Below are 24,181 nucleotides of genomic sequence, written 5' to 3' on the forward strand. Positions count from 1 at the left end.
GATCATCTACTTGTCGAGCCTTTGTGACTGGCGCTGGCCATGATTGCGTTTGAACTCGGCATAGGAATCGAGCACACGCCGCATTTCCTCGAGGGCTTCCTGCCGCCGCTTCTCGTCCCTGATCCGGTGCAGTTGGCCTTTCAGGTCGGACACGAATTCCGCATAGCTGTTTTGCCAGTCGCGTCCGGTCGCCTGCTGCAAATCCGCCCGGCCAGTTGAAACCCGCTTTGCCGCTGCTCCGGCCGAGAGCGCATAGGTTTCCCCGAGCAAGGGCAGCTTGACCGTAAGATCCGGATCGCGGCGCTGCAATTCGCGGCGCAACGTCTCCATCGCTTCCGGCTCGCCGTGGGTGAGGAACAGGTTTCCGGCAATGGGTGCACGGGCGGCGATCCATTCGAGCAGTTCCCCCTGATCGGCATGGGCCGAGTAGCTGTCGATACGCCTGATCTGCGCCCTTATGTGAATGTCGTTGCCCGAAATCCGCACCGATCGCGCGCCGTCGAGTATGGTCCGTCCCAATGTACCCTGCGCCTGGTAGCCGACAAACAGGACCGTTGAATCGTGACGATGGAGGTTATGGATCAGGTGATGCCGGATGCGTCCTGCCTCGCACATGCCGGAAGCCGCCATGATCACAGCACCGGAGACCGAATTCAGTCGGATGGATTCCTGCGTTTCATTGACGAACTTGAAGTTGGATCGGTTGAAGATGTTGGCGCCGCCGGTGTCCTCCATTTCGCGAACATGGCGAGCGAAAACACCCGTGACCTCGTTCGCCAGCGGAGAGTCGACAAAAACGTTTACGTCTCCGATTTTGCCTTCGTCGAGAAGGACGGCGAAATCGAGCAGCAACTCCTGCGTCCGCTCGAGCGCGAAGGTCGGAATGACAAGGTTACCGCCGCGCGCCATTGCACCAAGCACTTCGGCCTGCAGCAGCTTGCGCCGATCTTCGACCGTTGTTTCCTCGCGATCGCGGTCGCCATATGTGGACTCACAAATGACGTAATCGAGGCCCGAAGGCCCCTCGGCGTCGGCTAGGAAAACCTTGTGCTCCGGCCCGAGGTCGCCCGAACACATGATCCGGACTCGATCAATCTCAAGCTCGACCGATGCTGAACCGAGAATGTGTCCGGCATTCCAAAATGTGGCGCGCATGGATGGAACCGGCGCGAAGGATTGTTCAAGGCTCACCGGATGGCACTGGCGCCAGGCCTGCATTGCATCACTTTCGGTATAGAGCGGGACGAATTGCCGATCGCCCGGCCGGTCACGCCGACGATTGTGGCGCTGGGCCTCCATTTCCTGGATGCGTCCCGCATCGGCGAGCATGAATTCCAGCAGGTCGCGAGTTTCTTGCGTGCAGTATATCGGCCCGTCGAAGCCCTGTGCGACCAGCTTGGGAAGCAAGCCGCAATGGTCGATATGGGCATGGGTCAGGATAACGGCATCGATCTGCGATGGCTTGAACTCGAAATCACGATGATTGGCCGACTCCAGCGTGCGTGAACCCTGGAACAATCCGCAATCGACCAGGATCGAATGGTCACCGCAGGAAAATTGCATGCATGAACCGGTCACGGTCTGAGCCGCGCCGTGAAAGGTAACGGTTGGAGAAGCACTCATGCAATCAATCCTCTTTCGCGGATGCCGTGGGCCAGCGTTTCTGCCAGCTCTATCTGAGCGGTCGGACCGGGAATGGAATCACTTGAACGGATCCGTTCGATCCCTGCCTCATGCAAGGCAGCGAGGTCCTGGCTGCTTGCCAGGCAATGCGTTGCCAACGCCTCGATTTTTGCAGCGTCCGCCTCGCGCAGCATCCGCGCCGCAACGGCCAGCGTCACACCGCTTGAAATCACATCGTCGACCAGCACAACGTGCCGCCCCTCAACATGCCCGATATCGGCGAACTCGATATCGACCGAGCGGTCCCCGTCCCGCATCTTTCGACCCACCAGAAAGTCGAGGCCGAGCGGTTCGGCAATCGCCCGGACCCATTGTTCGCTCTCGCCGTCAGGGCCAACGATCAGCGGGTTCACGGACAAGTCGAGCGAAGCCGAAAGGGCCTGTTTGCCGAACAGGTTTACCGCAGGAATTCCGGGCATGACTTCTCCGAGATCGTGGATGCGATGGAGATGGGCATCCACCGTGACGCAACCGTCAAATGCGCCAGCAATCAGTTTTCCAATGACTTGCTGGCTGACAGCCTCGCCGGGATGGAATGCCATGTCCTGCCGCATGTAGCCGAGATAGGGCGCAACCAGGATCACCCTGGTGGCGCCGTTCTCGTGCAGGGCCGAAGCGGAGAGCAGAACATCCACGATTTTCGCGTTGGGATCATCGAGCGAGCAATAGAGGATAGCGGCGGGTTGGACTGGCGCAGCCACGCGCACAAGGCTTTCACCATCGGGGAAGCGATGCAGGGCGATAGGGTTGCTGCCGGCACCCAATATGTCGGCGAGCCGTCGCGCAGGCTCCGCATCCCGATCAAAATGATGGACTGCCGCGCCCATCAGGCCACCTCGAAGCCGCCATCTTCGGCAGCCAGGTCTGCGGCAAAGGCCAGCCCCGTCTCGGAGTTGGCGTAGATACGGTAGAGCACCTCACCCTTGCGCACTCTCTCCCCGACCTTGCGCAGCAGGTGGATACCGGCACCCTTGTCCATTGGCGCCCCGGCGATCCGCGCAATCCGTGCCATGCGCTCGCAATCGATGGCACGCACATGACCGGCGGCAGGGCTGCGAATATCGTGCTGGTGGGCACCCAGAGGAAACTCTTTCACCTGACGGCCCTGCGCCTCGATTATTCGCTCCATCTTGGCAAGGGCGGCGCCCGACGCCAGCAGTTCGAGCGCCCGGGAATAGCCCTTCCCGCCTTCAAGCGCCGGATCGAAATCAATGATACGGCCTGCGAGGACAAGGGCATGTTCGCGCAGGTCCTGCGGCGCATCTTCCTCGTTACGCAGAACCGCCATCACGTCACGGGCTTCCAGAACCGGACCGATGCCACGGCCGACCGGCTGCGAACCGTCGGAAATGACGATCTCGGTCTCCAGCCCCAGATGCCGCGCAACATATTCGAAGGTCTTGCGCAATCGGACGGCGTCGTCCTGCGACCTGACCTTGGCACTCGGCCCGACGGGAATGTCCAGCACGAGATGCGTCGAGCCGGCGGATACCTTCTTGGAGAGAATGGACGCGACCATTTGCTCATGCGTGTCGATGCGCAGCGGACGTTCCACCGATATGAGGATATCGTCTGCAGGCGAAAGCTGCACCTTGCCACCCCAGGCAAGGAAGGCGTTCTCCTCTTGCGCGATGCGTATCATGTCCTCGTGCAGAAGGTCGACATTCGCCAGCACTTCCATCGTATCCGCTGTCCCCGCAGGCGAGGTGATCGCGCGCGAGGAGGTCTTGGGCATGAGCAGCCCGTGAGCAGCAACAATGGGCACAACGATCATCGAGGTTCGGTTTCCGGGAATTCCGCCGATGCAGTGCTTGTCCACGACGGGTCTTGAATCCCAGTGCAGGCGCTGGCCGACGCCGATCATGGCATTGGTGATGCCGAGCGTTTCCTCCGTCGTCATGAACCCTGCACAGGCGACCAGGAATGCCCCGATTTCCATCGGAGAGTAGCGATGCGCCGCAATGTCTGCGATGATCTCTTCCAGCTCGCTGTCGCTGAGCGTGTCTCCATCGATCTTGCGCTTGACCCATTCGAGGCTGGCAGGAGGCCGCGCCTGCTCGATCTCGACTTCTGTACCTTCGGCAAGCGCGAGGCGGCGAAAAGCCTGCTCGCCCAGTCCGATCTGGCCATTCTCCAATAGACCGCCATCATCGATCAGCGCGAGTGTCGCAAGGATTTCGTGCCCGCTAGCATGAACCCGTATTTTGCGCAGCGCCTGAAACTGTTCAGGTGAATAGCCATTTCCGCCACGGAGCATGAATGCCGTATTCTCAGGATGCGTATCGATCGGCAGATGTCTGATTTTCATGGGGCGCAGTCCTAGCGCAAAGGAAGAGCAATTACGAGAATTCGCAATTGGCCCAGCGGCGATCTAATTTGTTGAAACAAAGCGGGCTTCCATACCTGTCGCGCCCTCGACCCGCTGGCGTAGTGCTTCGAGCTCGGGGTCAGCTTCGAGCGAGCGGTCCAGCAGCAACACCAATTGCCCTCCCGTAATGCTCAGGACTGTCACATTACGCGTAGCCGGATCTGACCGCAGTGTGTTCTGGACCTGCTGGTACCGAAGGGTCTGCGCATTCGCCTGCTGTGCGATATTTGCATAATTGGATGCCAAGGGGTCCAACAGGGCGAGGGTAAACAGGGCCGTCGCGATCGTACCTCCAAGAAACCATTTCCGCCGGTCAGGCGCTGCAAACGTTCCCGAAAGGAAGAATACCAGCAGGGACGCAACCGCAATCCCGGCAAGGTTCGTGAAGAACAGGAGCAACGCCCCCTCTGCAAGCAGGAACCGCTGGTCCTCAAGCATCATTCCTGCGACGCAGAGCGGCGGAACAAGGGCAACGGCGATGGCAACGCCGGAAAGAACGGTCGAGAACTCCGAGCGGTAATAGCCGTAGGCACCTGCAACGCCAGCCGCCAGCGCTATGCCAAGATCGCGAAGGTCGGGCGCAGTTCGCGCGAGCACCTGTTCGTTCGGAGTTGCTACTGGCAGGACAAGATTGATGAGATAGGCGACAGCCATCACGCCAACCGAACCAGCCAGGACGAGGCCAAACAGTCGGAGCATCTCCTGCTTCCAGCCAAGGGCAATGGATGCCCCCAGGGCAAGGATCGGCTGGCCCAGCGGAGCAACAACCATGGCGCCTATAACGACAGCGGCTGAATTCTCCGACAGGCCGAGCGTCGCGATGCAGGCGCTCATGGCCAGCATGAGGGCGAATGGCAGCTTCCAGTGGGATTTCAGGTTGAAGAAGAGAAGATTGAACGCCTCGCGATTGTCGATCGGCAACGGATCGATCGAGAATATCTGCGAGCCGGCTGACTCCGCTGGTTTTTCGATCTGCAACAGGTCGGGTTGAACCGAGCCGTTGGGTGGTTTTGCAGAATCATCCGGTCCACCGCTCTTCATCAAATCCTCTTCCCGCTTTCAACAACCAAGACGCACGCGGTTTAGTTGAACGCGAACATATTTACGAGGCAAACAGTGTAGGCCTGCGCAGGCGTGATCCTTTGCGTTCGATTGAACAAAGACGCCCGTAGTCGGGAATTCATTCTTCAGGGACGTTGCGAAAGTCATGTTCTAGTGCAAAGCTCGCCCAGAAGTGGATACTTCATGAATGGATAACGACTTGCCCAGAGCCTCGGCACATCCGGACGATCCGCATTATGTCACACGAAGCGGATGGCTGCGCGCCGCCGTTCTGGGCGCAAATGACGGGGTTGTATCGATTTCCTCTCTAATCGTGGGTGTCGCCGCAGCCGATCCGACCCCCGGTACCGTGCTGACCGCTGGCTTTGCCGGGCTATCGGCTGGCGCGATGTCGATGGCTGCAGGCGAATATGTCTCGGTCTCCTCGCAATCCGACACCGAGAAAGCCGATATCTCCCGTGAAACCGCAGCGTTGAAAGAGGATCCCGAAGCCGAACTGGCCGAGCTGGCCGACATATACCGAGAAAAGGGTCTGAGCGATGAAACCGCCTTCGTCGTTGCGAGGGAGCTCAGCGCGCGCGATGCGCTCGGCACGCATGTCCGTGACGAACTCGGCTTGTCTGCCGCTCACGCGGCAAGGCCTTTCCAAGCCGCGCTAACGTCCGCAGCGACTTTCAGCGTATCAGCGGCTGTCCCGCTGCTGGCGGCGCTGCTTGCCCCTGCCGATGCGATCATCCCTGTCGTACTTGCAGTGACTGTCGTCACGCTCGCCGCCCTCGGGGCCTTGGGCGCGAAAGCCGGTGCCGCGCCGATCCCGCGCGCGACTTTGCGGGTCGTCGTTTGGGGCTTGTTCGCGATGGCCATCACAGCCGGCGTTGGCTGGCTGTTCGGTGTCAGCGTCTGATCGGACGCTTGGCCGCAAACTATTCGGATGACGCGCTTTTCAAACGGCTGTCGATTGCTTTCAGCTGACGCAGGATTTCGTCCTGCTGAGTCAGGATTTTTTCATGCTGCTCGCCGCGGAGCCGGTCAAGCTTCTGTTGCATGCCCAGGATCTCGATTTCGGAACGCAGATTGACTTCGTAATCGTGCGCTGCGGCGATACGGTCCTTTTCGGCCTGTCTGTTCTGGCTCATCATGATCACCGGCGCCTGAAGCGCGGCAAGCATCGAAAGGATGAGATTGAGGAAAATATAGGGGTATGGATCGAATGCCTGCTGCGAGGTCAGGAAATATCCGTTGATTGCGGTCCATACGACAAGGAAAAGCAGGAATGTGGCGATAAATGGCCATGATCCACCCACGCGGGCGACACCGTCGGCAAGGCGATCCCAAAACGTATCCTCCCGTTCGGCGAGTTCACCTGCATCCTGACTTATGGGGCGTCGTTGCTCGATATGTTCCATGACGCGCCGCTCTTCGGCATCAATGGGGGTCAGGCCCAAATGCTTGCGCGCAAGATCGACTGTGAGACGGGTTAAGTTGGGCATCCGGTTTTCTCCTCGGCGCGCCGCTTTTGACGTGCGCTTACGTAATAGTGTTGGCTGATCCATCCGGTGATAGCGATCTTGGCAAGAAGAGACACGATTCCGTCTGCTCAATTGATCACAAATCGAATATCGAGACATCTCGCAGGACGGATGAAGAGGGAGTTCGGTGAGCTTGGAATATAGATCTGAATTTCGAATCGTGACTGGACAGTCCGTGCGTCTGGCTGACCGTGCCCCCGCGTATACCGGTCATGATTTGCGCCGCGAGGACTCCGAGAATGTCAAACGGGCTGCTGTCGAACAGATCGATCGCCTTCAATACCTGCTCTATGCGGCGGCCGAGTCATCGCTTCTTATCGTGCTTCAGGGAATGGATGCTGCGGGCAAGGATGGCGTGATCCGGCATCTGTTTACCGGCCTCAATCCCCAGGGGACCCGTGTGCATAGCTTCAAGCAACCGACGCAGGTTGAACTTGCTCACGACTTCCTCTGGCGCGTCCATGCCCAAGTGCCCGCCCAAGGCGAAGTCGCGATATTCAATCGCTCCCATTATGAGGATGTTCTGGTCGCCCGCGTCCACCGTCTGGCACCCGAGGCAAAGTTGACGTCGAGGTTCGATGCGATCAATCGGTTCGAGCATCTACTTGCGGAGAACGGAACACGTATCCTGAAATTCTTTCTGCATATCAGTCCTCAAGAGCAGCTCGAACGGTTTCGGAAACGGATCGAAGACCCGCTAAGAAACTGGAAGATCAGCGAAAGCGACTATTCCGAAAGGGAAAACTGGCCGGAATACGTAAAGGCCTATGAAGATGTACTGGAACGGACCAGCACCGAATGGGGGCCTTGGTTCGTAATACCTTCGAACCACAAGTGGTTTCGCGATTTGGCGATTTCAAAGATCATTGCGGAGGAGATGGAAAGCCTGCAGCTCCACATACCCCCTCCCCGGGTGGACCTGGATGACATTCGCCGGAAATATCATCAAACTGTCAACGAAGAGCGGTCCATCGAGCGCGAAACAGGCCTGTGAAGCTCTTTTGGCCAGTAGGGAAATGCGAAGGGCCCAACCTTCGTGTAATGGCGATCACGTTGCTGTTGGGGTAATCGGATGAACGAAAGAATTGCCGACATACTGGGCCAGATGCACAGGCTCGAGCTCGAACTACGCGAGGAAATCGCGCAACTGCCTACGCGATCGGAAATCCTCACCAAGGCCCGGACTCTCGAAGATGAATTTCGGCAGGGGCAGCGCGCTCTCAAGACGAAATTGGTAACATATGTCGGTCAGGCACAGATCTCATCAGTGCTCACGGCTCCGGTGATCTATTCCATGATCGTGCCGCTCGTTCTGCTCGATCTGTGGGCCACGCTGTATCAGCAGCTTTGTTTCCGCGCCTACCGTATCCCGCGTGTCAAACGGTCCGCATTTGTGGTAATCGATCGGCAATATTTGCCCTATCTCAACCTGCTGGAGAAGCTGAACTGCCTCTATTGCAGCTATGGCAATGGCGTGATTTCCTATGTCCGCGAGATTGCCAGCTTGACCGAGCAGTATTGGTGTCCGATCAAGCACGCGAGAGCCCCCCTCAGCCCACATCATCGCTACCAGGGATTTCCCGATTACGGTGATGCCCAAGGATACAAAAGCCGACTTGCCGATTTGCGCGAAGAGGTTCGAAGGACCACCTCGAAGAAGCGGTGATCGTAGTCTGAGATTACGGGAAAGCGCAGGGCAGGTGGAGTAAAGGCAGTCATGACGATAGGGCCTGCAGCCGCGATCTGGCTCCGGATACCGCGTCCATCACACTGAAGGAACCTTCCTCTGCCAGCTTCGAGCCGGCATTTCTGAGACCCTCGCGCGCCCGGTCGTGCAAGCGAGCAAGCACCAGTTCGATCCCGTTACGTTGGAGGATCACTTCCAGTTCGAGCAACGCCTCGATGGCGGTGCTGTCCAGATCATCGGTTTCTTCGAGGCTTAAAACAACGACCTCCGTATTCGCTGCGAGAGCCGCTTCGCCGACTTGGCCAAGTACCGATTCCGCATTCGCAAAGATCAGCGGGGCATTGGGCCGGTAAATCGCCAGCCCGACTATTCGTTGCGCTTCCTTATGGGCATTGAGATCAACGAAATTGTGGCTGTGTGGCTGTTGCCGACCGAGCTCGCTGATTACGGGTCGAGCCAGTCGGTGCAACAGGTCTGCCAGCGAGAGTCCAATGGCGAAAAGCATTCCATTGAGCACGCCGAAGACCAGCACACCCAGAGCTGCGGCGATCGCGAGCGGGTAGTCGCGGCGTAGCCGCTTCAGCTGTTCGAAGGGGGCGATCGACAGGGAATGCAGCAAGGCTGCAATGACGACCGCTGAGAGCACGGGTGCCGGGATCAGCGAAACCGCCCCTGGTGCGAGCATCAGGACGAGAACCAGCACGAAACATGCGGTCGCGCCGGCAAGACGGGATCGCGCCCCAGCCGCTTCATTCGCCGAGCCAGCGGAGAAGCCGGCTCCCACGGGCATGCCCTGCATTGCCCCCGAGGCAAGATTGGCAAGGCCCAATGCCGCAACCTCGCGCGAGGCTTGAAGCTGCTCGCCGTGCCGAATGGCAAGAGTTCGCATCGTTCCCCAACTCTCCGCGAACAGGATGAGCGCAATCGGTACTGCCATGCGCGCAAGCTCGGGTATCGCACTGAGCTGACCTTGGAGACCTTGGCGCCAAGAGAGCGCGAAATCGACTGCCGGGGCCATTTCGACGCCGAGCTCACGTAGCCCCAAGAAACTGCTTGCCATGATGCCTGCGAGGAGAACCGTAAGCCCGGCGGGGATCGACCGGAAGCGGCGCAGCGACAGGAACAGTCCAAGCGTTGCAACGCCCGTGGCGAGACTCGCAATGTTGGTCGCGCCGATCTGGCTCCACAATTGGCTCAGCGTATGCCAGACACTGCCGTACCCAGTGTCAATCCCCGTCATGTGCGGCAACTGCCCGACAATAATCGTTAGCCCGAGGGCAAAGCCGAAGCCGCGCAGAACCGGACGGGATATGAACCCCGTAATGACGCCAATCTGCGCGAGCGACAAAGTAATGAAGATCAGGCCCACGAGGGCCGTGAGCACCGCTGCAGCTCCGGTATATCCCGCGACATTTGTTTGAAGCGACGCGAGAGACGCGGCAAGGATCGCCGCAGCGGAGGATGTCGGCGAAACGATCGCTAGCCGGCTTCGCCCGACAATCAGATAAACGAGGCCACCAATGATCGCGGCGGTCAGCCCCGCCCTGGGTGGCAGTCCGGCTATGGCGGCATAGGCTGCAGCTTCGGGCAGCAGTAGTCCGGCCACGGCAAGTCCGGCCAACACGTCTTTCCTGAAGAATTCAGGACGAATTGAAACGGTCGGCAATCAACCCTCGCACAATTTCTTTGAATTTGCGCTTCTAGCAGTCCATTCCTTGTTGTCGATTAGATGCCTCGCACCTCTCATGTGCCAGAGCAGGTTTGCGCAGCTTCAAAGATTGCCTGACAAGGGCAAGGAAGGAACCGCCTTGACACAGGATCGAAACGAGAGGGCATGGACCTGGGTTGTCGCACTGGGGTTGGCGATGATCGTGGTTGGCTTGCTGGCCGTCCTCAACCCGGTTGCAACCGGAATTGTGAGCGGCCTGTTCTTGAGTTTCATATTCCTCCTTGGAGGAGGAATCGCTCTATTGGTCGGCTTCACGGATAATGGACTTTCTCACCGCCTGGTCGACATAATTTTCGGCCTGCTTTCCATCGCTGCGGGCGTTCTGACAGCCATCAATCCCTTGATCGGAGCTGTGACGCTCGCCTGGATCGCGGGCGCCATGTTCGTGGTTTCCGGCGTGATGGAAGTCGTCTCGGCCATTCGAGGGGGTGGGCATCGCGGGCTATTACTGTTTCTTGGCATCGTTGATGTCCTGATCGGCCTGTATTTCCTGTTCTCTTCCCCTGAGCTTGCGCTGGTCCTATTGGCCATTTTGGTGGGAGCGGGCTTCGCCTTCAGAGGTATTTCGATTCTGATGTTCGGCTGGATGCTACGCAAGAACCCCAGCATCTAAGACATTGAGCTGGGGCCTTGCCTATTATGCGCTTGAATGGGCGATCCGCATTACGGCGCTGTTGATCGTTCCTGTCCGGAAACCCGCCGCGACTGCCACAAGCTGGCTTCTCCTCATTTTCTTTCTGCCCGTCCCCGGCATCGTCTTGTATCTGGCCATTGGCAGTGCGTCGCTTCCACGCTGGAGAACACGGCAGTTCACCGCCCGCCTCCCCGAATTCTCGAAGCTGGCGAACTCGATCGCACGGGAAGACCCTGACGGTTCCAAGTCCGAAGATCTGACAGAAAAAGTCGTAGCGAACAGCGGCCTGATGCCCGCCATCGGCGGAAACAATCTGGAATTGCTCGTCGACTACCAGGCGATGATCGATCAGCTGGTCACCGATATCGACGAAGCTAGCGAGCGCGTCCACATGGTTGCCTATATCTTTGCCAGCGACAGCACAGGCAAGAAGGTCGTGGCGGCTCTAGAAAGAGCAGTGAAGCGCGGTGTCCAATGCCGCGTACTGGTCGATCCCATCGGATCGGCACACTGGTTTCGTGAAATCCAGTCCATGCTTAGGGGAATAGGAGTGGACGTGCGGGCAACCCTGGCCCTGCATTCGCTTCGACGCTGGACCCGTCGGGACCTTCGCAACCACCGCAAGCTCTATTTGATCGATGGCGATACCGCTTACGTGGGGTCGCAGAATATTGTGGCTGCAGATTTCCGACCCGGCATTGTCAATCAAGAGGTGGTTGTTCGGTCGCAAGGCCCCGTCGTGGCGGAGCTGGAAGCGATCTTTGCCGTCGACTGGCAGAATGAGACTGGAGAATGGTTAGGGGACAAGATTTCCATCCCCAAGGCTGCCGGAAATGCCAGGCTTCAAGTTCTCGCGAGTGGTCCAGACTTCTCTCCGGAGGGATTTCGCTCACTGCTACTTCAGGTCATTCATTCCGCCTGTTCGCGGATACTCATAGTCACGCCGTACTTGATACCCGATCCATCGGTCTTGGCCGCCATGAAGCTTGCCAGATTGCGCGGTGTCGAAATTGTCATTGCGGTTTCGCGCGTGCGCGACCATCCCATCGTCCATCTCGCACAGGAATCATACTACTCCGAGTTACTCGATATTGGTGTCCAGCTTGTCGCGGCGCGCGATGGTCTGCTGCATGCCAAGGTCGTAGTCTCTGACAGGCAAGTGGGTGTTGTCGGTTCCGGGAACCTGGACATTCGATCTCTCATATTGAACGATGAGCTGAGTCTCGTCATTTATGATGAAGCATCGATCGCAGCGCTTGCCGAAACCGTCGAACGGATGATCGAGAGTGCGGGGCCTATCTCACGGACAGAATGGGATGCTCGGCCGAAGTTGGCTCGAGTTGTAGAGAATTTGGCCCGTTTAACGAGCCCGCTTTTATAGCCTTCAGTGAGGTTGGAGTGGATGTCAGCTTTTGGTGCTTCATGCCCATTGCCGCAACGGCATACTGTGGGGCGCAAAGCTGACGCGAAAAAGCACCTTTCAAAGGCGAGATACGGGAGTTGCGCTCCGCGCTTACTGAGCTGAGTTCTCCGCCTCAAACGCCCTCTTCCCCTTGCGCCGGAACAGCACCAGTGCCTGCGCCCCATCCGGTCCGCGCAGCTTTGCGGCGACGGTAAGGAATGCGCCGTAGAGTGCGGCGCGATCATCGTCGGTCAGCTCGACCAGATCGGCCTTGGCGACCAAGCCGCCCAGCTCGATCAGCTGCCGGGTCCGCTCGCGGCGTTTCACTTGCCATTCGCGCATGTCGGTTCGTGCCTTTGCCGCGTCAAGCCGATGCCGCGCCGCCGTCGAGCGGCAGAGTGCCTTCCTGCTGCTGGCGAGGTCCGCTCGCAGTGTCGCGTGCCTTGCCCTGAAAGAAGGCCGCGCCGCGCTTGCGCCAGCCCTCCCCTATGGCCTTGTCGGCATTGGCGGCAGCGTCGAGCAATGCGCCTGCCAGGATATCGGCATCGAGCGCGTCGGCTCCGGTTGCCGTGACCAGCGCACCAAGGTCGCGCACCCGGCGCTCCTTCAATTGCTTTGCCTTGTCGGCAAGTGCCTTGAGTTCCGAATCAAAATCGCGGGGTTTGCGCATGGGACATCTCCATCGTTGGTGTGATGGAGCCATGATAATCGTGCTTGTAATCCAATGCAGTAAGGTCGCCGGGACAGTGTGATACGGCCTAGTCCCGATCAGGATTTTATCATGAGAGGGCGCGCTTATACGTCGTGCCGACGTGGCGTTTGGAGTGTAACTGGATTGCCGTCATGGCAATCTTTCACTTCAGCGCAAAGGTCATCGGACGGTCGAGCGGTCGCAGTGCCGTGGCGGCGGCAGCCTATCGGGCAGGCGAACGGTTGCACGATGAACGCATCGACAGAACCCATGATTTCACCAACAAGGCAGGCGTTCTCCATTCCGAGGTGTTGCTGCCCAAGGGCGCGCCCGAAGCCTTCGCCGACCGCACCACCTTGTGGAACGCGGTCGAGGCTGCCGAGAGGCGCAAGGATGCCCAGCTTGCCCGCGAGGTGGAGTTCGCCCTGCCCCGCGAGTTGTCGAAGAAAGACAACATCAAGCTGGCGCGCGAGTTCGTCAAAGCCGAGTTCGTCGAGAAAAGCATGATCGCCGATCTCAATGTCCATTGGGATATCGGCGAAGACGGCAAGGCCAAGCCGCACGCGCATGTCATGCTGACGATGCGGGAGGTCACCAAGGGCGACTTTGGCGCAAAGGTCCGCGACTGGAACAAGACTACGCTGATCGAGCAATGGCGCGAGCGCTGGGCCGATCATGTGAACCGCGCCCTGGCAGAGCGCGAAATAGATGCGCGGATCGATCACCGCAGCCTGGAAGCGCAGGGTATTGCGCTGGAACCGCAGGACAAGATCGGCCCTGCTGCCTCGCGCATCGGCGGACGCGGGCTGGAAGCCGAGCGGATCGAGGAACACCGCGCGATTGCGCAGCGCAACGGCGAGCGGATCATCGCCAATCCGGAGCTGGCTCTGGATGCCATCACGCACCAGCAAGCCACATTCACCAAGCGCGACCTTGCGGCCTTCGTTCACCGGCACAGCGACGGCAAAGAGCAGTTCGACGCTGCCTACAAGGCCGTTCGAGCATCAACTGACATAGTCGCCCTTGGCAAGGATGGACGCGGGCAGGACCGGTTCACTTCGCGAGCAATGATCGAGACCGAACAGCGCCTGCATCGCGCCGCCGACACGATGGCGCAGCGCACCGGTCACGCCGTCAATGATGTGCAGCGGAACGCCGCTTTCCACAGCGCTGCGAAGCGCGGGCTGGCCCTGTCTGGCGAGCAGAAAACCGCTTTCGAGCATGTGACGAAAGGCAAGGGTCTATCGGTTGTCGTCGGCTATGCGGGGACCGGCAAGAGCGCGATGCTAGGCGTGGCGCGTGAGGCCTGGGAAAGCGCGAGCTACAATGTGCGCGGCGCAGCGCTCTCTGGCATTGCCGCCGAGGGGCTGGAGAACGGCTCAGGCATCGCATCGCGCACCATTGCCAGCCTTGAGCATCAATGGAGCAAAGGGCGTGAACAGCTCACGTCCCGCGACGTGCTCGTCATAGACGAAGCAGGCATGGTCGGCACGCGCCAGATGGAGCGCGTGCTCGTCGCTGCCGCCAGGGCCGGAGCGAAGGTGGTTCTGGTTGGCGACCAGCAGCAGCTTCAGGCCATCGAGGCAGGCGCGGCATTCCGGGCGATCCATGAGCGCCACGGCGGGGTCGAGATCAGCGAAGTCCGCCGCCAGCTATCGGCATGGCAGCAGGATGCGACGCGGCAGCTCGCCACGGGCCGCACCGGAGAAGCGATCCGCACCTATGAGGAGCGCGGGATGGTCCATGCCGCCGACACGCGCGCAGTTGCACGGACAGAGCTGATCGAGCGCTGGGATCGGGAGCGGCAGGCCAGCCCCGCCGACAGCCGGATCATCCTCACCCACACCAATGACGAGGTCCGCGAGCTGAACACAATGGCGCGCGAGAAGATGCGCGAGGCTGGCGCGCTGGGTACCGATGCCACGATCAAGGCTGCACGCGGCGAGCGGCAATTTGCATCTGGCGACCACATCATCTTCCTGCGCAACGAACGCGGGCTTGGGGTCAAGAACGGCACGCTGGGCACGGTCGCAATGGCCAGTCCGCAGAGCATGGCCGTGCGCACCGAGGATGGCCGGGAAGTCGCCTTCGACACCAAGGACTATGCCCATATCGATCATGGCTACGCGGCCACGATCCACAAGGCGCAGGGCATGACCGTGGACCGCACGCATGTGCTCGCCACTCCGGGCATGGATAGCCATTCCGCCTATGTTGCCATGTCGCGACACCGCGACGGGTTGGCGCTCCACTATGGCCGCGATGATTTTGCCGATCAGTCCAAACTTGTTCGCATGCTGAGCCGCGAGCGCGGAAAGGACATGGCAGGCGACTACAAGCCCGAACAGGCCTTCGCCGTACTGCGCGGCATCAGCTTCCGCGAGCGGATCATCGAGATGGTTCGGCAGGTGCCGCAGAAGGCCAAGTCCATCTTCGGAAACTTCCGTCCGCAGGCCCGCCAGCTTGAGCCAATCCCGGCATCGGCGAACATGCAAGACGACCAGCGTCGCGCGGCCGAACGCTTCGCCCGTGCGCTTGGCGATATCGGCACGATGCAGGCCCAGGGCTTGCCCGTCCTTCCGCACCAGAAAGACGCGCTGGAGAAGGCTGGAAAGGCGCTCGACGCGATCCGACCCCATGCCGCCACCGATCTCGCCAAGGCGCTGGATCGGCGTCCTGAGCTGATTGCAGAAGCCGCTGGCGGGCGCAGTCAGGAGGCCATGCGCGCCATGCAGCACGAAGCCGCCGTGCGCACCGATCCGGCGCTGCGAACCGAGCGCTTTGTTAGCGACTGGCAGGGGTTGAGCACGGCGCGCAAGCAGCTTGAGCAGCAAGGTGACCGCGCGGGCGCTGCTCGTGTGTCGGCAAAGCTGACCGAACTGGCGAAGGGGCTTGAACGCGATCCGCAGGTCGAAGGCCTGCTGCGCGGCAAGACCCGCGAACTCGGCATCAATCCGAAGCCCGAACGCACCATCGCAAACGAACTTACCGCAACCCTCACCCGCGAGCGCACCCGCGCTTTCGACATGGGCATCTAGGAGAAAGAACCATGGACGACGACAACATCGAAGAAGTGCAGTTGGACCTCGAAGTCGAGGAACCGCCCGCCCCGCAGCTGAAATTGGAGATGGAAGCGGCGGAAGCGTCCGATCCGGCAACGGAAGCCTTCGCTCGCCTCGAAGGTGAAATGGCAATGGTGCGCCATACGGTCCAGAACATGGCCAGGGAACGAGCCGACATCGTGATCCCGGACTACACAGCTACGCTCGCCCAGATGGCCGATCATCTGGCGCAGGTCTCCAAGACGTTGAGCACGATCGGCAACAAGCCTGCCATCGAGCTGACGCCGGAAGACATCGCGGTTCAGATCAAGCGCGCCTCGCTCGACATGCTGCGGGACAGCAGCGACCTGTTCCGGCAGGGCCGCAGGCACTTTGACAGCGCCGCCATGCAGCTCAGCGCGATGGTCGGGCGTGTCCGCGCCGAGGACGAACAGAAGCGCCAAACATGGCGCTTTGCAGGAATGGGGTTGGCTGCCGGTATGTTGCTATGGTCGATCCTGCCCGGCACCATCGCGCGCGCCATGCCTGAAAGCTGGCATTGGCCCGAACGGATGGCTCGCAAAGCCGTTGGCGAACCCACGACCTTGGAAGCAGGCATTCGGTTGATCCGGTCACAGAATCCCGAAGCATGGGAGGAATTGGTGGATGCGCAACGGATCCTTAGCGCGAACCGCGAAGCCTTGGAGCGATGTAACGAAAGGGCGCAAAAGGCGGCCGGTCCAGTGCGGTGTTCAGTTCAAGTAAGACAGGAAAACATGACGGATTCTTGATCCAAACGAATAATCAAGCAAAGCAAGGTGACGATCCAGTTGCGGCCCTCATTCACTAGAGATAATTCTTCCTAATGATCAGTACCATCCTCGCAAAGACGATCACCTTATGCACAGCGATGCTATCGTTGTTCGTGGCGGGGGTCATTTCGATCCCCCAGCCATCACAATTTTCAGATTGGACGGTTGCTTGTGACAATGTCCTGCATTGCGAAGCAATTGCGGGCTTTGCATCTGGCGGCAGTGCGGACGAATGGACACTTCACGTCACCCGTAGTGCGCTCCCTCAGGCAGCCCCTCAGGTGGAAGGGTTTCCAGCGTTTGGTGGACCGATTGAATCAGGACGCATAAGATTCGATGGTCGCGAAGAAGGTTTTAAGTTCGAGAACAATGGTCAGCTTGTCGGCGATCCGTATGCATTTTTGAGCGCTTTAGCGCGAGCGCGCATTGTCGAGGTCATGAGCCATCATGGCAATGTGATTGGCACTCTGCCTTCTAGCGGTGCCAGCGCAGCCTTGCGTTGGATCGATGACAAGCAAGGACGAGCCGGGACAGTGACTGCGATCGTCGCCAGAGGCCAACAGCCTGCAACTGACGTCCCTCCCGCTCCTGTACTTCCACGAATTGCTCAGCCTGCAACGTCCAGCGCTCCACCCCGCTTGCTCAGCTCGTCTGATGTCAGAACGATACGTAGCCTTGGGGAAGGCTGCGAGGAGAACCCTCCCGAAGACTTTCCGTTAGGTGTCGAAACCTACCGATTGGATTCCACGTACACAGTTGGAATTGTTGGGTGCTTCCTGGGCGCCTATCAAGGCCCCTCTGTCATCGTGGTAATTGATGAGGAGGGAAGCTGGGACCTTGCACCCATCGAATTGCCGGAAGAGATGGCAGAGTATCGCCTAGGCTCACCCTGGCAACACATGCTAACCGGAGCGGGCTATAGCAGCGAGGATCGGCTACTCACGGAATGGTCCAAAGGACGCGGCCTTGCCGATTGCGGAACCTCAGCTTCTTGGGCTTGGGATGGAGAAATATTTCGGCTCACTGCATACCGCTCGCTCGAAGTATGTAGCGGTGCGCAGCCAGGGACATGGCCCTCCCTTTGGCAGACGGCCAACGATCCAATTGGCGACGGCGATTAGCTCGCGATCAAGAGTAGGACGATGCGTCGCTTTTCAAGAGTTAGCCCTCCGACGGCGAAGCAACGCCCGAGCAATAGCTCCCCCAAGCTTCCATCAACTTCACCCTCGCCCCTGGATTGTCCGGCGTGCCGAGATAGGTAGTGCGCCTATAGGCGGCCTGCACCGCATCAGGCGTCTTGTGCGCCAGCGCCGCTTCGACAACCGCATTGGGGAAGCCTTCGTTGGCAGCCCAGTCGGTAAAGCTGGAACGGAAACCGTGGACATGGAACGGCTCCTGCATGTCGCGCATGACCTTCAGCAGCGTCATGTTGGACATTGCCTTGCCGGTCATGCCGGGAAAGACCACTTCGGCCCCCTCGAGCCGCATTGCGTCCGCCTTTACAAGCACCGTCAGAGCTGCCTCTGACAGCGGCACAATGTGCGCCCTGCTGCGCTTCATGTGTTCGGCTGGGATTGTCCAAAGGCGCTGGTCGAGATCGAACTCGTCCCATTTCGCGAGCCGCACTTCCTGTGAGCGAACGCCGGTCAGAATGAGCAGGTCGAGCGCCAAACGCGAATAGGATGGCTTGCGACGCAGCGCGGTCAGGAATGAAGGAACGGCGACGTATGGCATCGCCTTGCGGTTTGCCGGTTTCTTGATCTGTCGCGGCAGCCCCCGCCCCGCTTTCAGGCTACTGTTGCCCGATGGAGCCTCCGTGGAGCGCCATCCCTTTGCATGTGAGTAATCGAGGACCGCGCAAATCCGGTTGCGGACCTGGCGGGCTGTTTCGGGAATTTCCTGCCAGATCGGGGTGAGGATTGAGATGATGTCGGCAGCGGTGATACCGCCAGTCGTCATGTCTCCCAGCTTTGGAAAAGCGTAGTTTTCCAGACTGGCGAGCCATTGGCGACCGTAGACATCACTCTTCCAGCCAGCCTCATTCTCGGAGTGATATTGGGTAGCGGCTTCACGGAAGGTGACCTTGGCGGCTTCCTCGTCCTTGCGCTCGGTCAGCACGTCGCGCTTCTCGACCTTTACGGCCTTGCGCAATTCTGCCGCCTTGGCGCGCGCTTCGGCCAGCGTGACCAGCTTCGGACTGCCCAGTCCAATATCCTGACGTTTGCCATCACGCTGGATTCGCAGGAGCCAATAAGCTCCTCCTCTTTTGTCGACTCTGAGAACTAATCCGTCGCCATCCTGATAGGTGCCCGGATTCGCCAGAGCGGCCTTAACCGCAACCGCCGTGAGTTTGCCCATAGGTTACTCCCACATCTTGGCCGCCATTGTGGGAGAAACCAAGTGTGGGAGGAAGCCACTTTACTCCCACACCTCTCCCACACTACGCTCCGGCTGCAAGCAAACAGAAGCGGTCGAGTGCGGACGATGTAAAGCAGAATACCCTTGGTTTTCTGCGATTTCTAGGGCTTTTCGGGGATGTCTTGAGAAAGGGCGGTGGTGGACAGGGCTGGATTCGAACCAGCGTACGCTTGCGCGGGCAGATTTACAGTCTGCTGCCTTTAACCACTCGGCCACCTGTCCACACGGGCTCGCCTGATCTCGCTAGGGAGAAATGCTGGGGAAACCGTATGGCTCCCCGGCCGAGAGGCGCCCCTTTGGCGAAGCTGCGCTTGCCTGTCAATGGGCACACTGGCAGGAGCCGCTACCGATGTATCGAACAGGACAAGAATGATGGCTAAAGGCGAACGCAAGCGCGCACTCAGGGGACGGGCCGGCCGGATGAACGGCGGCCGCGGAAGCGGCAGGGCCGGCACCGGGCAGGTGCGGATATGGGGTCGCCATGCCGTGGAGGCTGCGCTCAACAACCCGGACCGCGTCCATCGCAAGCTGTGGGCCACGCGCGAAGGCATCGAATCGCTCGATGGCGAGCTGCCGGCCGATTTCCCCCTCGAATACGCCGAGGTCGCCGATCTTGCCCGGCTGGTCGCGAAGGACGCGCCGCATCAGGGGCTGGTGCTCGAATGCGCCCCGCTCGAGGATATTCATCTGGACGAGGTTCTCGACGGCGATGCCGCGCGCCCCATCGTGGTGCTCGACCAGGTCACCGATCCGCACAATGTCGGGGCGATCATGCGCTCGGCCGCCGCATTCGGTGCATCCGCGTTGGTAACGCAGGACCGGCATTCCCCGCCCGAAGGCGGCGTGCTGGCCAAGGCCGCATCGGGCGCCCTGGAAGTTCTTCCCTGGGTGCGGGTCGTCAATCTGGCGCGCGCGCTGGAGCAAATGGCGGAAAGCGGATACTGGCGCATCGGTCTCACCGGCGCTGCCGAGGCGACGCTGGCCGAAGCCCTGCCTGCCGGGCCCGTCGCGCTGGTTCTGGGCGCAGAGGGTGACGGCATGCGGCACAACATCGAAGGGCATTGCGATGCCCTGGCCAAACTGCCGATTGGCGAGACGATCGAAAGCCTCAACGTTTCGAACGCCGGCGCAATTGCGCTATACGCGGTGGCGACACGGAAGGTTTGATCGAAAAAGGGGGGCACAATGATCGCCACTAGAATTCGCGCAGCGGCATTGGCCGGGGCCAGCGCGCTCATGGTATCGGGGTGTCTGCTGACGCCAGGTCAGTTCAGCAGCGAACTTCACCTGATGAAGGATGGCAGCTTCGCTTTCACCTATGATGGCGAAATCCAGATGCTCGCCCTCAGTGCGCTGGCGGAAATGGGTGCGAAGGCGGAAGAGCCGTTCGAAGCGGAAGCCTGTTACGACGACGAGCTGGACGAGCGCGAATGCACCGCCGCCGAAATCGGCGAACAGAAGGAAACGTGGGAGGCCGGGCGCGAAGAGCGCATGGCGCGCAAGGCTGCCGAGGCCGAACAGATGAAGACGATGCTGGGCGGCATCGACCCGGCGAACCCGGAAGCGGCACAGGATCTTGCCAAGAGCCTGCAACGGCAGCGCGGGTGGAACACGGTCGAATACCGCGGTGACGGCACATTCGATGTCGACTTCGCGATTTCCGGTGCCCTGTCGCACGACTTTGCGTTTCCCACGATCGAGAAGCTGCCGATGGCCAACATGTTCGTGACCGCCATCCTGCGGAACAATGGCCAGATCCGTGTCGATGCGCCCGGATTTGCCGCACAAGGCGGTGGAAACCCCATGCAGGGCATGCTGGCGGGGATGTTCGGGCTGGCCGCGCTCTCGGAAGAAAAGGGCGAAGAAGCCGCGCCCAAGATAGCCATGGCGGACGGAACCTTTGCGATCGTCACCGACGGCCGGATCCTGGCCAACAACACCGATGAAGGCCCCCAGCTCCACGCTCGCGGTCAGGTGTTGAAGTGGGTAATCACCCCGCGCACCGAACAGGCCCCCACCGCGCTCATCGCTTTCGACTGAAGCGCGCCCGCCAACCCTTTGGCACACGAGACACATGAAAAACGCCGCACCGGCCTGATGGCTGGTGCGGCGTAATTCGTATCGGGATCGCGCGACGAGGCGTAGGCCGCGCGTTCCCCAAGATATCCGTGCTTAGTTGACGGCATCCTTGAGGCCCTTGCCGGCCTTGAACTTGGGCTGGTTCGATGCCTTGATCGTCATCGGTTCACCGGTACGCGGGTTACGGCCGGTCGAAGCCTTGCGCTTGGCGACCGAGAATGTGCCGAAGCCGACGAGACGAACTTCGTCACCGCCCGAGAGCGCCTTGGTGATGGAATCGAAAACGCCTTCGACTGCGCTGGAAGCGTCGCTTTTGGAAAGGCCGCTGGCGTCGGCGACCGCGCCGATCAGATCGTTCTTGTTCATTTTTGGAACCCCCTCGTTCGTATTGGGATGTGTGTCAGATGAATCGCCTCTGCGAAGGGGAGCGAATTGAGAGTTTTTTGGCGCAAGTGTCAAAGGCAAAATCGGCTAAAAATAGCCATTCCTGACCCAATCGGAACCCAAATCACGGTGAACCGAGTGTTCACCACGAACCGCCTGCACACAGGTCTTCAACAGCAACTGAAAATCAGCTGCGCCACAGCGACGATTCGCTGCAGCGCAGCATGTTTTCCTAATGCGCGGTGGGGGGCGGAGGCGTTGCCTGCGACGGGTTCGGCTGGCTCGCCAGATCGTCGGCTTCGGTCCACTCGATCGGTTCGGGCACGCTGCACAGCGCATGGGCCAGAACTTCATCGACGTGGGACACCGCCACGATCTCGAGACCCTGCTTCACGTTGTCGGGAATCTCGGCGAGATCCTTTACGTTGTCTTCCGGGATCAGGACCTTCTTGATCCCGCCACGCAGCGCCGCAAGCAGCTTTTCCTTCAGGCCCCCGATGGGCAGCACGCGGCCACGCAAGGTCACTTCGCCCGTCATCGCGACATCGGCGCGAACCGCGACACCCGAAAGCGTCGAAACGATGGAGGTCACCATGCCCACGCCCGCGCTCGGGCCATCCTTGGGCACGGCCCCTTCCGGAAGGTGAATGTGGATGTTCCGGCGCTGGATCAGGCTGGGCTTGATGCCGTAATGTGGCGCCCGCGCCTTCACGAAACTGAAGGCGGCGGCGATGCTTTCCGTCATCACTTCGCCCAGCTTGCCGGTGGTCTTGATTTCACCCTTGCCCGGCGTGGTCACGCTTTCGATGGTCAGCAATTCGCCGCCCACTTCGGTCCACGCCAGCCCGGTCACGGCACCGACCTGGGGTTCTTCTTCGCCCATGCCGTGCTTGAACTTGCGAACACCGGCAAATTCGTGGAGATTTTCCGCCGTGATCGCGACGCTCGTCGCCTTGCCTTCGAGAATCTGGCGCAAGGACTTGCGCGCGAGACGGGCCAGTTCGCGTTCCAGCGTGCGGACGCCCGCTTCGCGGGTGTAATAGCGGATCAGATCGCGCAGACCGTCCTGGCTAAGCGCAAATTCACCGTCCTTGAGGCCATGCTCCTTGATCTGCTTGGGCAGCAGATGGCGGGTCGCAATCTCGACCTTTTCGTCTTCGGTGTACCCTTCCAGCCGGATGATTTCCATCCGGTCCAGCAGCGGCTGCGGCAGGTTGAGGCTGTTGGCCGTGGTCACGAACATGATGTCGGACAGATCGAGATCCAGCTCCAGGTAATGGTCCTGGAACTTGCTGTTCTGTTCGGGGTCGAGAACCTCCAGCAACGCGCTGGCCGGATCGCCGCGGAAATCCTGGCCGAGCTTGTCGATTTCATCGAGCAGGAACAGCGGGTTGGATTTTCCGGCCTTCTTGAGGTTGGTGACGATCTTGCCCGGCAGCGAACCGATATAGGTCCGGCGGTGGCCGCGGATTTCCGCTTCGTCGCGAACGCCGCCCAGCGACTGACGCACGAATTCGCGCCCGGTAGCCTTGGCAATCGATTTGCCGAGGCTGGTCTTGCCCACGCCCGGAGGGCCGACGAGGCACAGGATCGGCCCCTTCAGCTTGTTGGTTCGCGCCTGCACGGCGAGATATTCGATGATCCGGTCCTTTACCTTTTCCAGGGCGTAGTGATCGGCATCGAGGATCTCCTGAGCCTTGCCGATGTCCTTCTTGACCTTGCTCTTCTTGCCCCACGGCAGGCCAAGCAACACATCGAGGTAATTGCGGATGACGGTGGCTTCCGCGCTCATCGGCTGCATGGTGCGCAGCTTCTTGAGTTCGCTTTCCGCCTTCTCGCGAGCTTCCTTCGAAAGCTTGGTCTTGGCGATCTTCTCGGTCAGTTCGGCAATCTCGTTGCCGCCGTCTTCATCGCCATCGCCCAGTTCGTTCTGGATCGCCTTGAGCTGTTCGTTGAGGTAATATTCGCGCTGGGTCTTTTCCATCTGGCGCTTCACACGGCCACGAATCCGCCGCTCCACCTGGAGCACGGACAGTTCGCCTTCCATGAACGACATGACCATCTCGAGCCGCTTCAGCGGATCGTGTTCGACCAGCAATGCCTGCTTGTCCGAAACCTTGGCGTTGATGGCCGCAGCGATCGTGTCGGCCAGTTCGCCAGCGTCGTCGATGCCGGCGAGTTGCTCGGCCGCTTCTTCGCCGATCTTCTTGTTGAGCTTGGCGTATTCGCCGAACTGTTCGACAACCTGCCGCATCATCGCGACCACTTCGCTGCCCGATGCGGTAATCGGGTCACGGTAGGAAAGCTCGGCGACGACATGATCGCCCTGGGTTACCAGTTCTTCGAGCGTGGCGCGGCGGGTACCCTGCACCAACACGCGCACAGTGCCATCCGGCAATTTCAGCAGCTGCAAAACCTGCGCGACCACGCCGATATCGTAAAGGTCGTGTCGTTCGGGGTCGTCACAGCCGGGATCGAGCTGGGCGAGAAGGAAAATGTCCTTCGAACCTTCCATCGCCGCTTCGAGCGCCGCCACCGATTTGTCGCGGCCCACGAAAAGCGGAACGACGAGGCCGGGGAAAACAACGATATCGCGCAGGGGAAGGAGGGGTAAGCTGGGGGTCATATGTCCAATCCGTAGAGGCCTTGAGGGCCGTTTCCC

The 24,181-nt window shown here is 60.1% G+C and carries 21 protein-coding genes and 1 tRNA gene; 10 read left to right on the forward strand and 12 right to left on the reverse strand.

Annotation, left to right across the window (positions count from 1 at the left end; translation table 11 throughout):
• Window positions 1-6: 6 nt before the first annotated feature.
• From VR863_RS07915 to VR863_RS07930, 4 genes are all read right to left on the reverse strand, one after another.
• A complete protein-coding gene (locus VR863_RS07915) occupies window positions 7-1,563 on the reverse strand; it encodes an MBL fold metallo-hydrolase (RefSeq protein WP_324827929.1) in 1,557 nt (518 codons plus the stop codon).
• A 56-nt stretch (window positions 1,564-1,619) separates the two neighbouring features.
• On the reverse strand, window positions 1,620-2,510 hold the full coding sequence (locus VR863_RS07920; RefSeq protein WP_324827930.1) for a ribose-phosphate diphosphokinase: 891 nt from the start codon (window positions 2,508-2,510) through the stop codon (window positions 1,620-1,622).
• Window positions 2,510-3,991: a thymidine phosphorylase family protein gene (locus VR863_RS07925; protein ID WP_324827932.1), complete on the reverse strand. Its 1,482-nt coding sequence runs from the start codon at window positions 3,989-3,991 to the stop codon at window positions 2,510-2,512. The genes VR863_RS07920 and VR863_RS07925 overlap by 1 nt, the downstream gene beginning before the upstream one ends.
• Before the next feature lie 63 nt (window positions 3,992-4,054).
• On the reverse strand, window positions 4,055-5,092 hold the full coding sequence (locus VR863_RS07930) for a DUF389 domain-containing protein (RefSeq protein WP_324827933.1): 1,038 nt from the start codon (window positions 5,090-5,092) through the stop codon (window positions 4,055-4,057).
• A 208-nt stretch (window positions 5,093-5,300) separates the two neighbouring features.
• On the opposite strand from VR863_RS07930, the gene VR863_RS07935 reads away from it, so the two are divergent.
• Window positions 5,301-6,017, forward strand: coding sequence for a VIT1/CCC1 transporter family protein (locus VR863_RS07935; protein ID WP_324827934.1), 717 nt, complete (start codon window positions 5,301-5,303; stop codon window positions 6,015-6,017).
• A 19-nt stretch (window positions 6,018-6,036) separates the two neighbouring features.
• On the opposite strand, the gene VR863_RS07940 is transcribed toward VR863_RS07935, so the two are convergent.
• On the reverse strand, window positions 6,037-6,603 hold the full coding sequence (locus tag VR863_RS07940; RefSeq protein ID WP_324827935.1) for a DUF1003 domain-containing protein: 567 nt from the start codon (window positions 6,601-6,603) through the stop codon (window positions 6,037-6,039).
• A gap of 166 nt (window positions 6,604-6,769) precedes the next feature.
• Here VR863_RS07940 and VR863_RS07945 point away from each other — a divergent pair, with 166 nt between their 5' ends.
• Window positions 6,770-7,636, forward strand: a complete 867-nt coding sequence (locus tag VR863_RS07945; RefSeq protein WP_324827936.1) for a PPK2 family polyphosphate kinase — start codon at window positions 6,770-6,772, stop codon at window positions 7,634-7,636.
• Between the two features lie 78 nt (window positions 7,637-7,714).
• Window positions 7,715-8,308: a hypothetical protein gene (locus tag VR863_RS07950; protein WP_324827937.1), complete on the forward strand. Its 594-nt coding sequence runs from the start codon at window positions 7,715-7,717 to the stop codon at window positions 8,306-8,308.
• A gap of 49 nt (window positions 8,309-8,357) precedes the next feature.
• Here the strand turns inward: VR863_RS07950 and VR863_RS07955 are convergent, their stop codons facing one another.
• A complete protein-coding gene (locus VR863_RS07955; RefSeq protein WP_324829239.1) occupies window positions 8,358-9,953 on the reverse strand; it encodes a SulP family inorganic anion transporter in 1,596 nt (531 codons plus the stop codon).
• Between the two features lie 154 nt (window positions 9,954-10,107).
• Here VR863_RS07955 and VR863_RS07960 point away from each other — a divergent pair, with 154 nt between their 5' ends.
• Together VR863_RS07960 and cls are read left to right on the forward strand one after the other, a co-directional pair.
• Window positions 10,108-10,671 carry an HdeD family acid-resistance protein gene (locus VR863_RS07960; RefSeq protein ID WP_324827938.1) on the forward strand — a complete coding sequence of 188 codons (564 nt, stop codon included), beginning with the start codon at window positions 10,108-10,110 and terminating at the stop codon, window positions 10,669-10,671.
• Between the two features lie 4 nt (window positions 10,672-10,675).
• Window positions 10,676-12,073 (forward strand): cardiolipin synthase, encoded by a 1,398-nt coding sequence (gene cls, locus VR863_RS07965; RefSeq protein ID WP_324827939.1) that lies wholly within the window; start codon window positions 10,676-10,678, stop codon window positions 12,071-12,073.
• A gap of 132 nt (window positions 12,074-12,205) precedes the next feature.
• On the opposite strand, the gene VR863_RS07970 is transcribed toward cls, so the two are convergent.
• Entirely contained in the window at window positions 12,206-12,436 is a 231-nt protein-coding gene (locus VR863_RS07970; RefSeq protein WP_324827940.1) for a conjugal transfer protein TraD, read from the reverse strand.
• 22 nt (window positions 12,437-12,458) lie between these two features.
• The gene (locus VR863_RS07975) at window positions 12,459-12,764 is read right to left on the reverse strand and encodes a conjugal transfer protein TraD (protein ID WP_324827941.1); all 306 of its coding nucleotides are present in this window, start codon (window positions 12,762-12,764) and stop codon (window positions 12,459-12,461) included.
• Window positions 12,765-12,937: 173 nt separating this feature from the next.
• On the opposite strand from VR863_RS07975, the gene traA reads away from it, so the two are divergent.
• The 3 genes from traA (at window position 12,938) to VR863_RS07990 (ending at window position 17,759) form a co-directional block, all read left to right on the forward strand.
• Complete coding sequence (gene traA, locus VR863_RS07980; RefSeq protein ID WP_324827942.1) at window positions 12,938-15,823, forward strand: Ti-type conjugative transfer relaxase TraA; 2,886 nt, start codon at window positions 12,938-12,940, stop codon at window positions 15,821-15,823.
• Between the two features lie 11 nt (window positions 15,824-15,834).
• Window positions 15,835-16,617, forward strand: coding sequence for a DUF6118 family protein (locus VR863_RS07985; RefSeq protein ID WP_324827943.1), 783 nt, complete (start codon window positions 15,835-15,837; stop codon window positions 16,615-16,617).
• A gap of 74 nt (window positions 16,618-16,691) precedes the next feature.
• Window positions 16,692-17,759, forward strand: coding sequence for a DUF1176 domain-containing protein (locus tag VR863_RS07990; RefSeq protein ID WP_324827944.1), 1,068 nt, complete (start codon window positions 16,692-16,694; stop codon window positions 17,757-17,759).
• Between the two features lie 40 nt (window positions 17,760-17,799).
• Here the strand turns inward: VR863_RS07990 and VR863_RS07995 are convergent, their stop codons facing one another.
• Both VR863_RS07995 and VR863_RS08000 read right to left on the reverse strand, forming a co-directional pair.
• Window positions 17,800-18,996 (reverse strand): tyrosine-type recombinase/integrase, encoded by a 1,197-nt coding sequence (locus VR863_RS07995; RefSeq protein ID WP_324827945.1) that lies wholly within the window; start codon window positions 18,994-18,996, stop codon window positions 17,800-17,802.
• A 196-nt stretch (window positions 18,997-19,192) separates the two neighbouring features.
• A tRNA-Tyr gene (locus VR863_RS08000) sits at window positions 19,193-19,278 on the reverse strand.
• Between the two features lie 150 nt (window positions 19,279-19,428).
• Here VR863_RS08000 and rlmB point away from each other — a divergent pair.
• Together rlmB and VR863_RS08010 are read left to right on the forward strand one after the other, a co-directional pair.
• Window positions 19,429-20,223 carry a 23S rRNA (guanosine(2251)-2'-O)-methyltransferase RlmB gene (rlmB, locus tag VR863_RS08005; RefSeq protein ID WP_324827946.1) on the forward strand — a complete coding sequence of 265 codons (795 nt, stop codon included), beginning with the start codon at window positions 19,429-19,431 and terminating at the stop codon, window positions 20,221-20,223.
• Window positions 20,224-20,241: 18 nt separating this feature from the next.
• A complete protein-coding gene (locus VR863_RS08010) occupies window positions 20,242-21,096 on the forward strand; it encodes a hypothetical protein (RefSeq protein ID WP_324827947.1) in 855 nt (284 codons plus the stop codon).
• 132 nt (window positions 21,097-21,228) lie between these two features.
• On the opposite strand, the gene VR863_RS08015 is transcribed toward VR863_RS08010, so the two are convergent.
• Both VR863_RS08015 and lon read right to left on the reverse strand, forming a co-directional pair.
• Window positions 21,229-21,501 (reverse strand): HU family DNA-binding protein, encoded by a 273-nt coding sequence (locus VR863_RS08015; protein ID WP_324827948.1) that lies wholly within the window; start codon window positions 21,499-21,501, stop codon window positions 21,229-21,231.
• Between the two features lie 250 nt (window positions 21,502-21,751).
• On the reverse strand, window positions 21,752-24,145 hold the full coding sequence (gene lon, locus VR863_RS08020) for an endopeptidase La (RefSeq protein WP_324827949.1): 2,394 nt from the start codon (window positions 24,143-24,145) through the stop codon (window positions 21,752-21,754).
• Window positions 24,146-24,181: the final 36 nt, after the last annotated feature.

Source organism: Qipengyuania zhejiangensis (genome assembly GCF_035607565.1).
GTDB classification, from domain to species: Bacteria; Pseudomonadota; Alphaproteobacteria; order Sphingomonadales; family Sphingomonadaceae; genus Qipengyuania; species Qipengyuania zhejiangensis.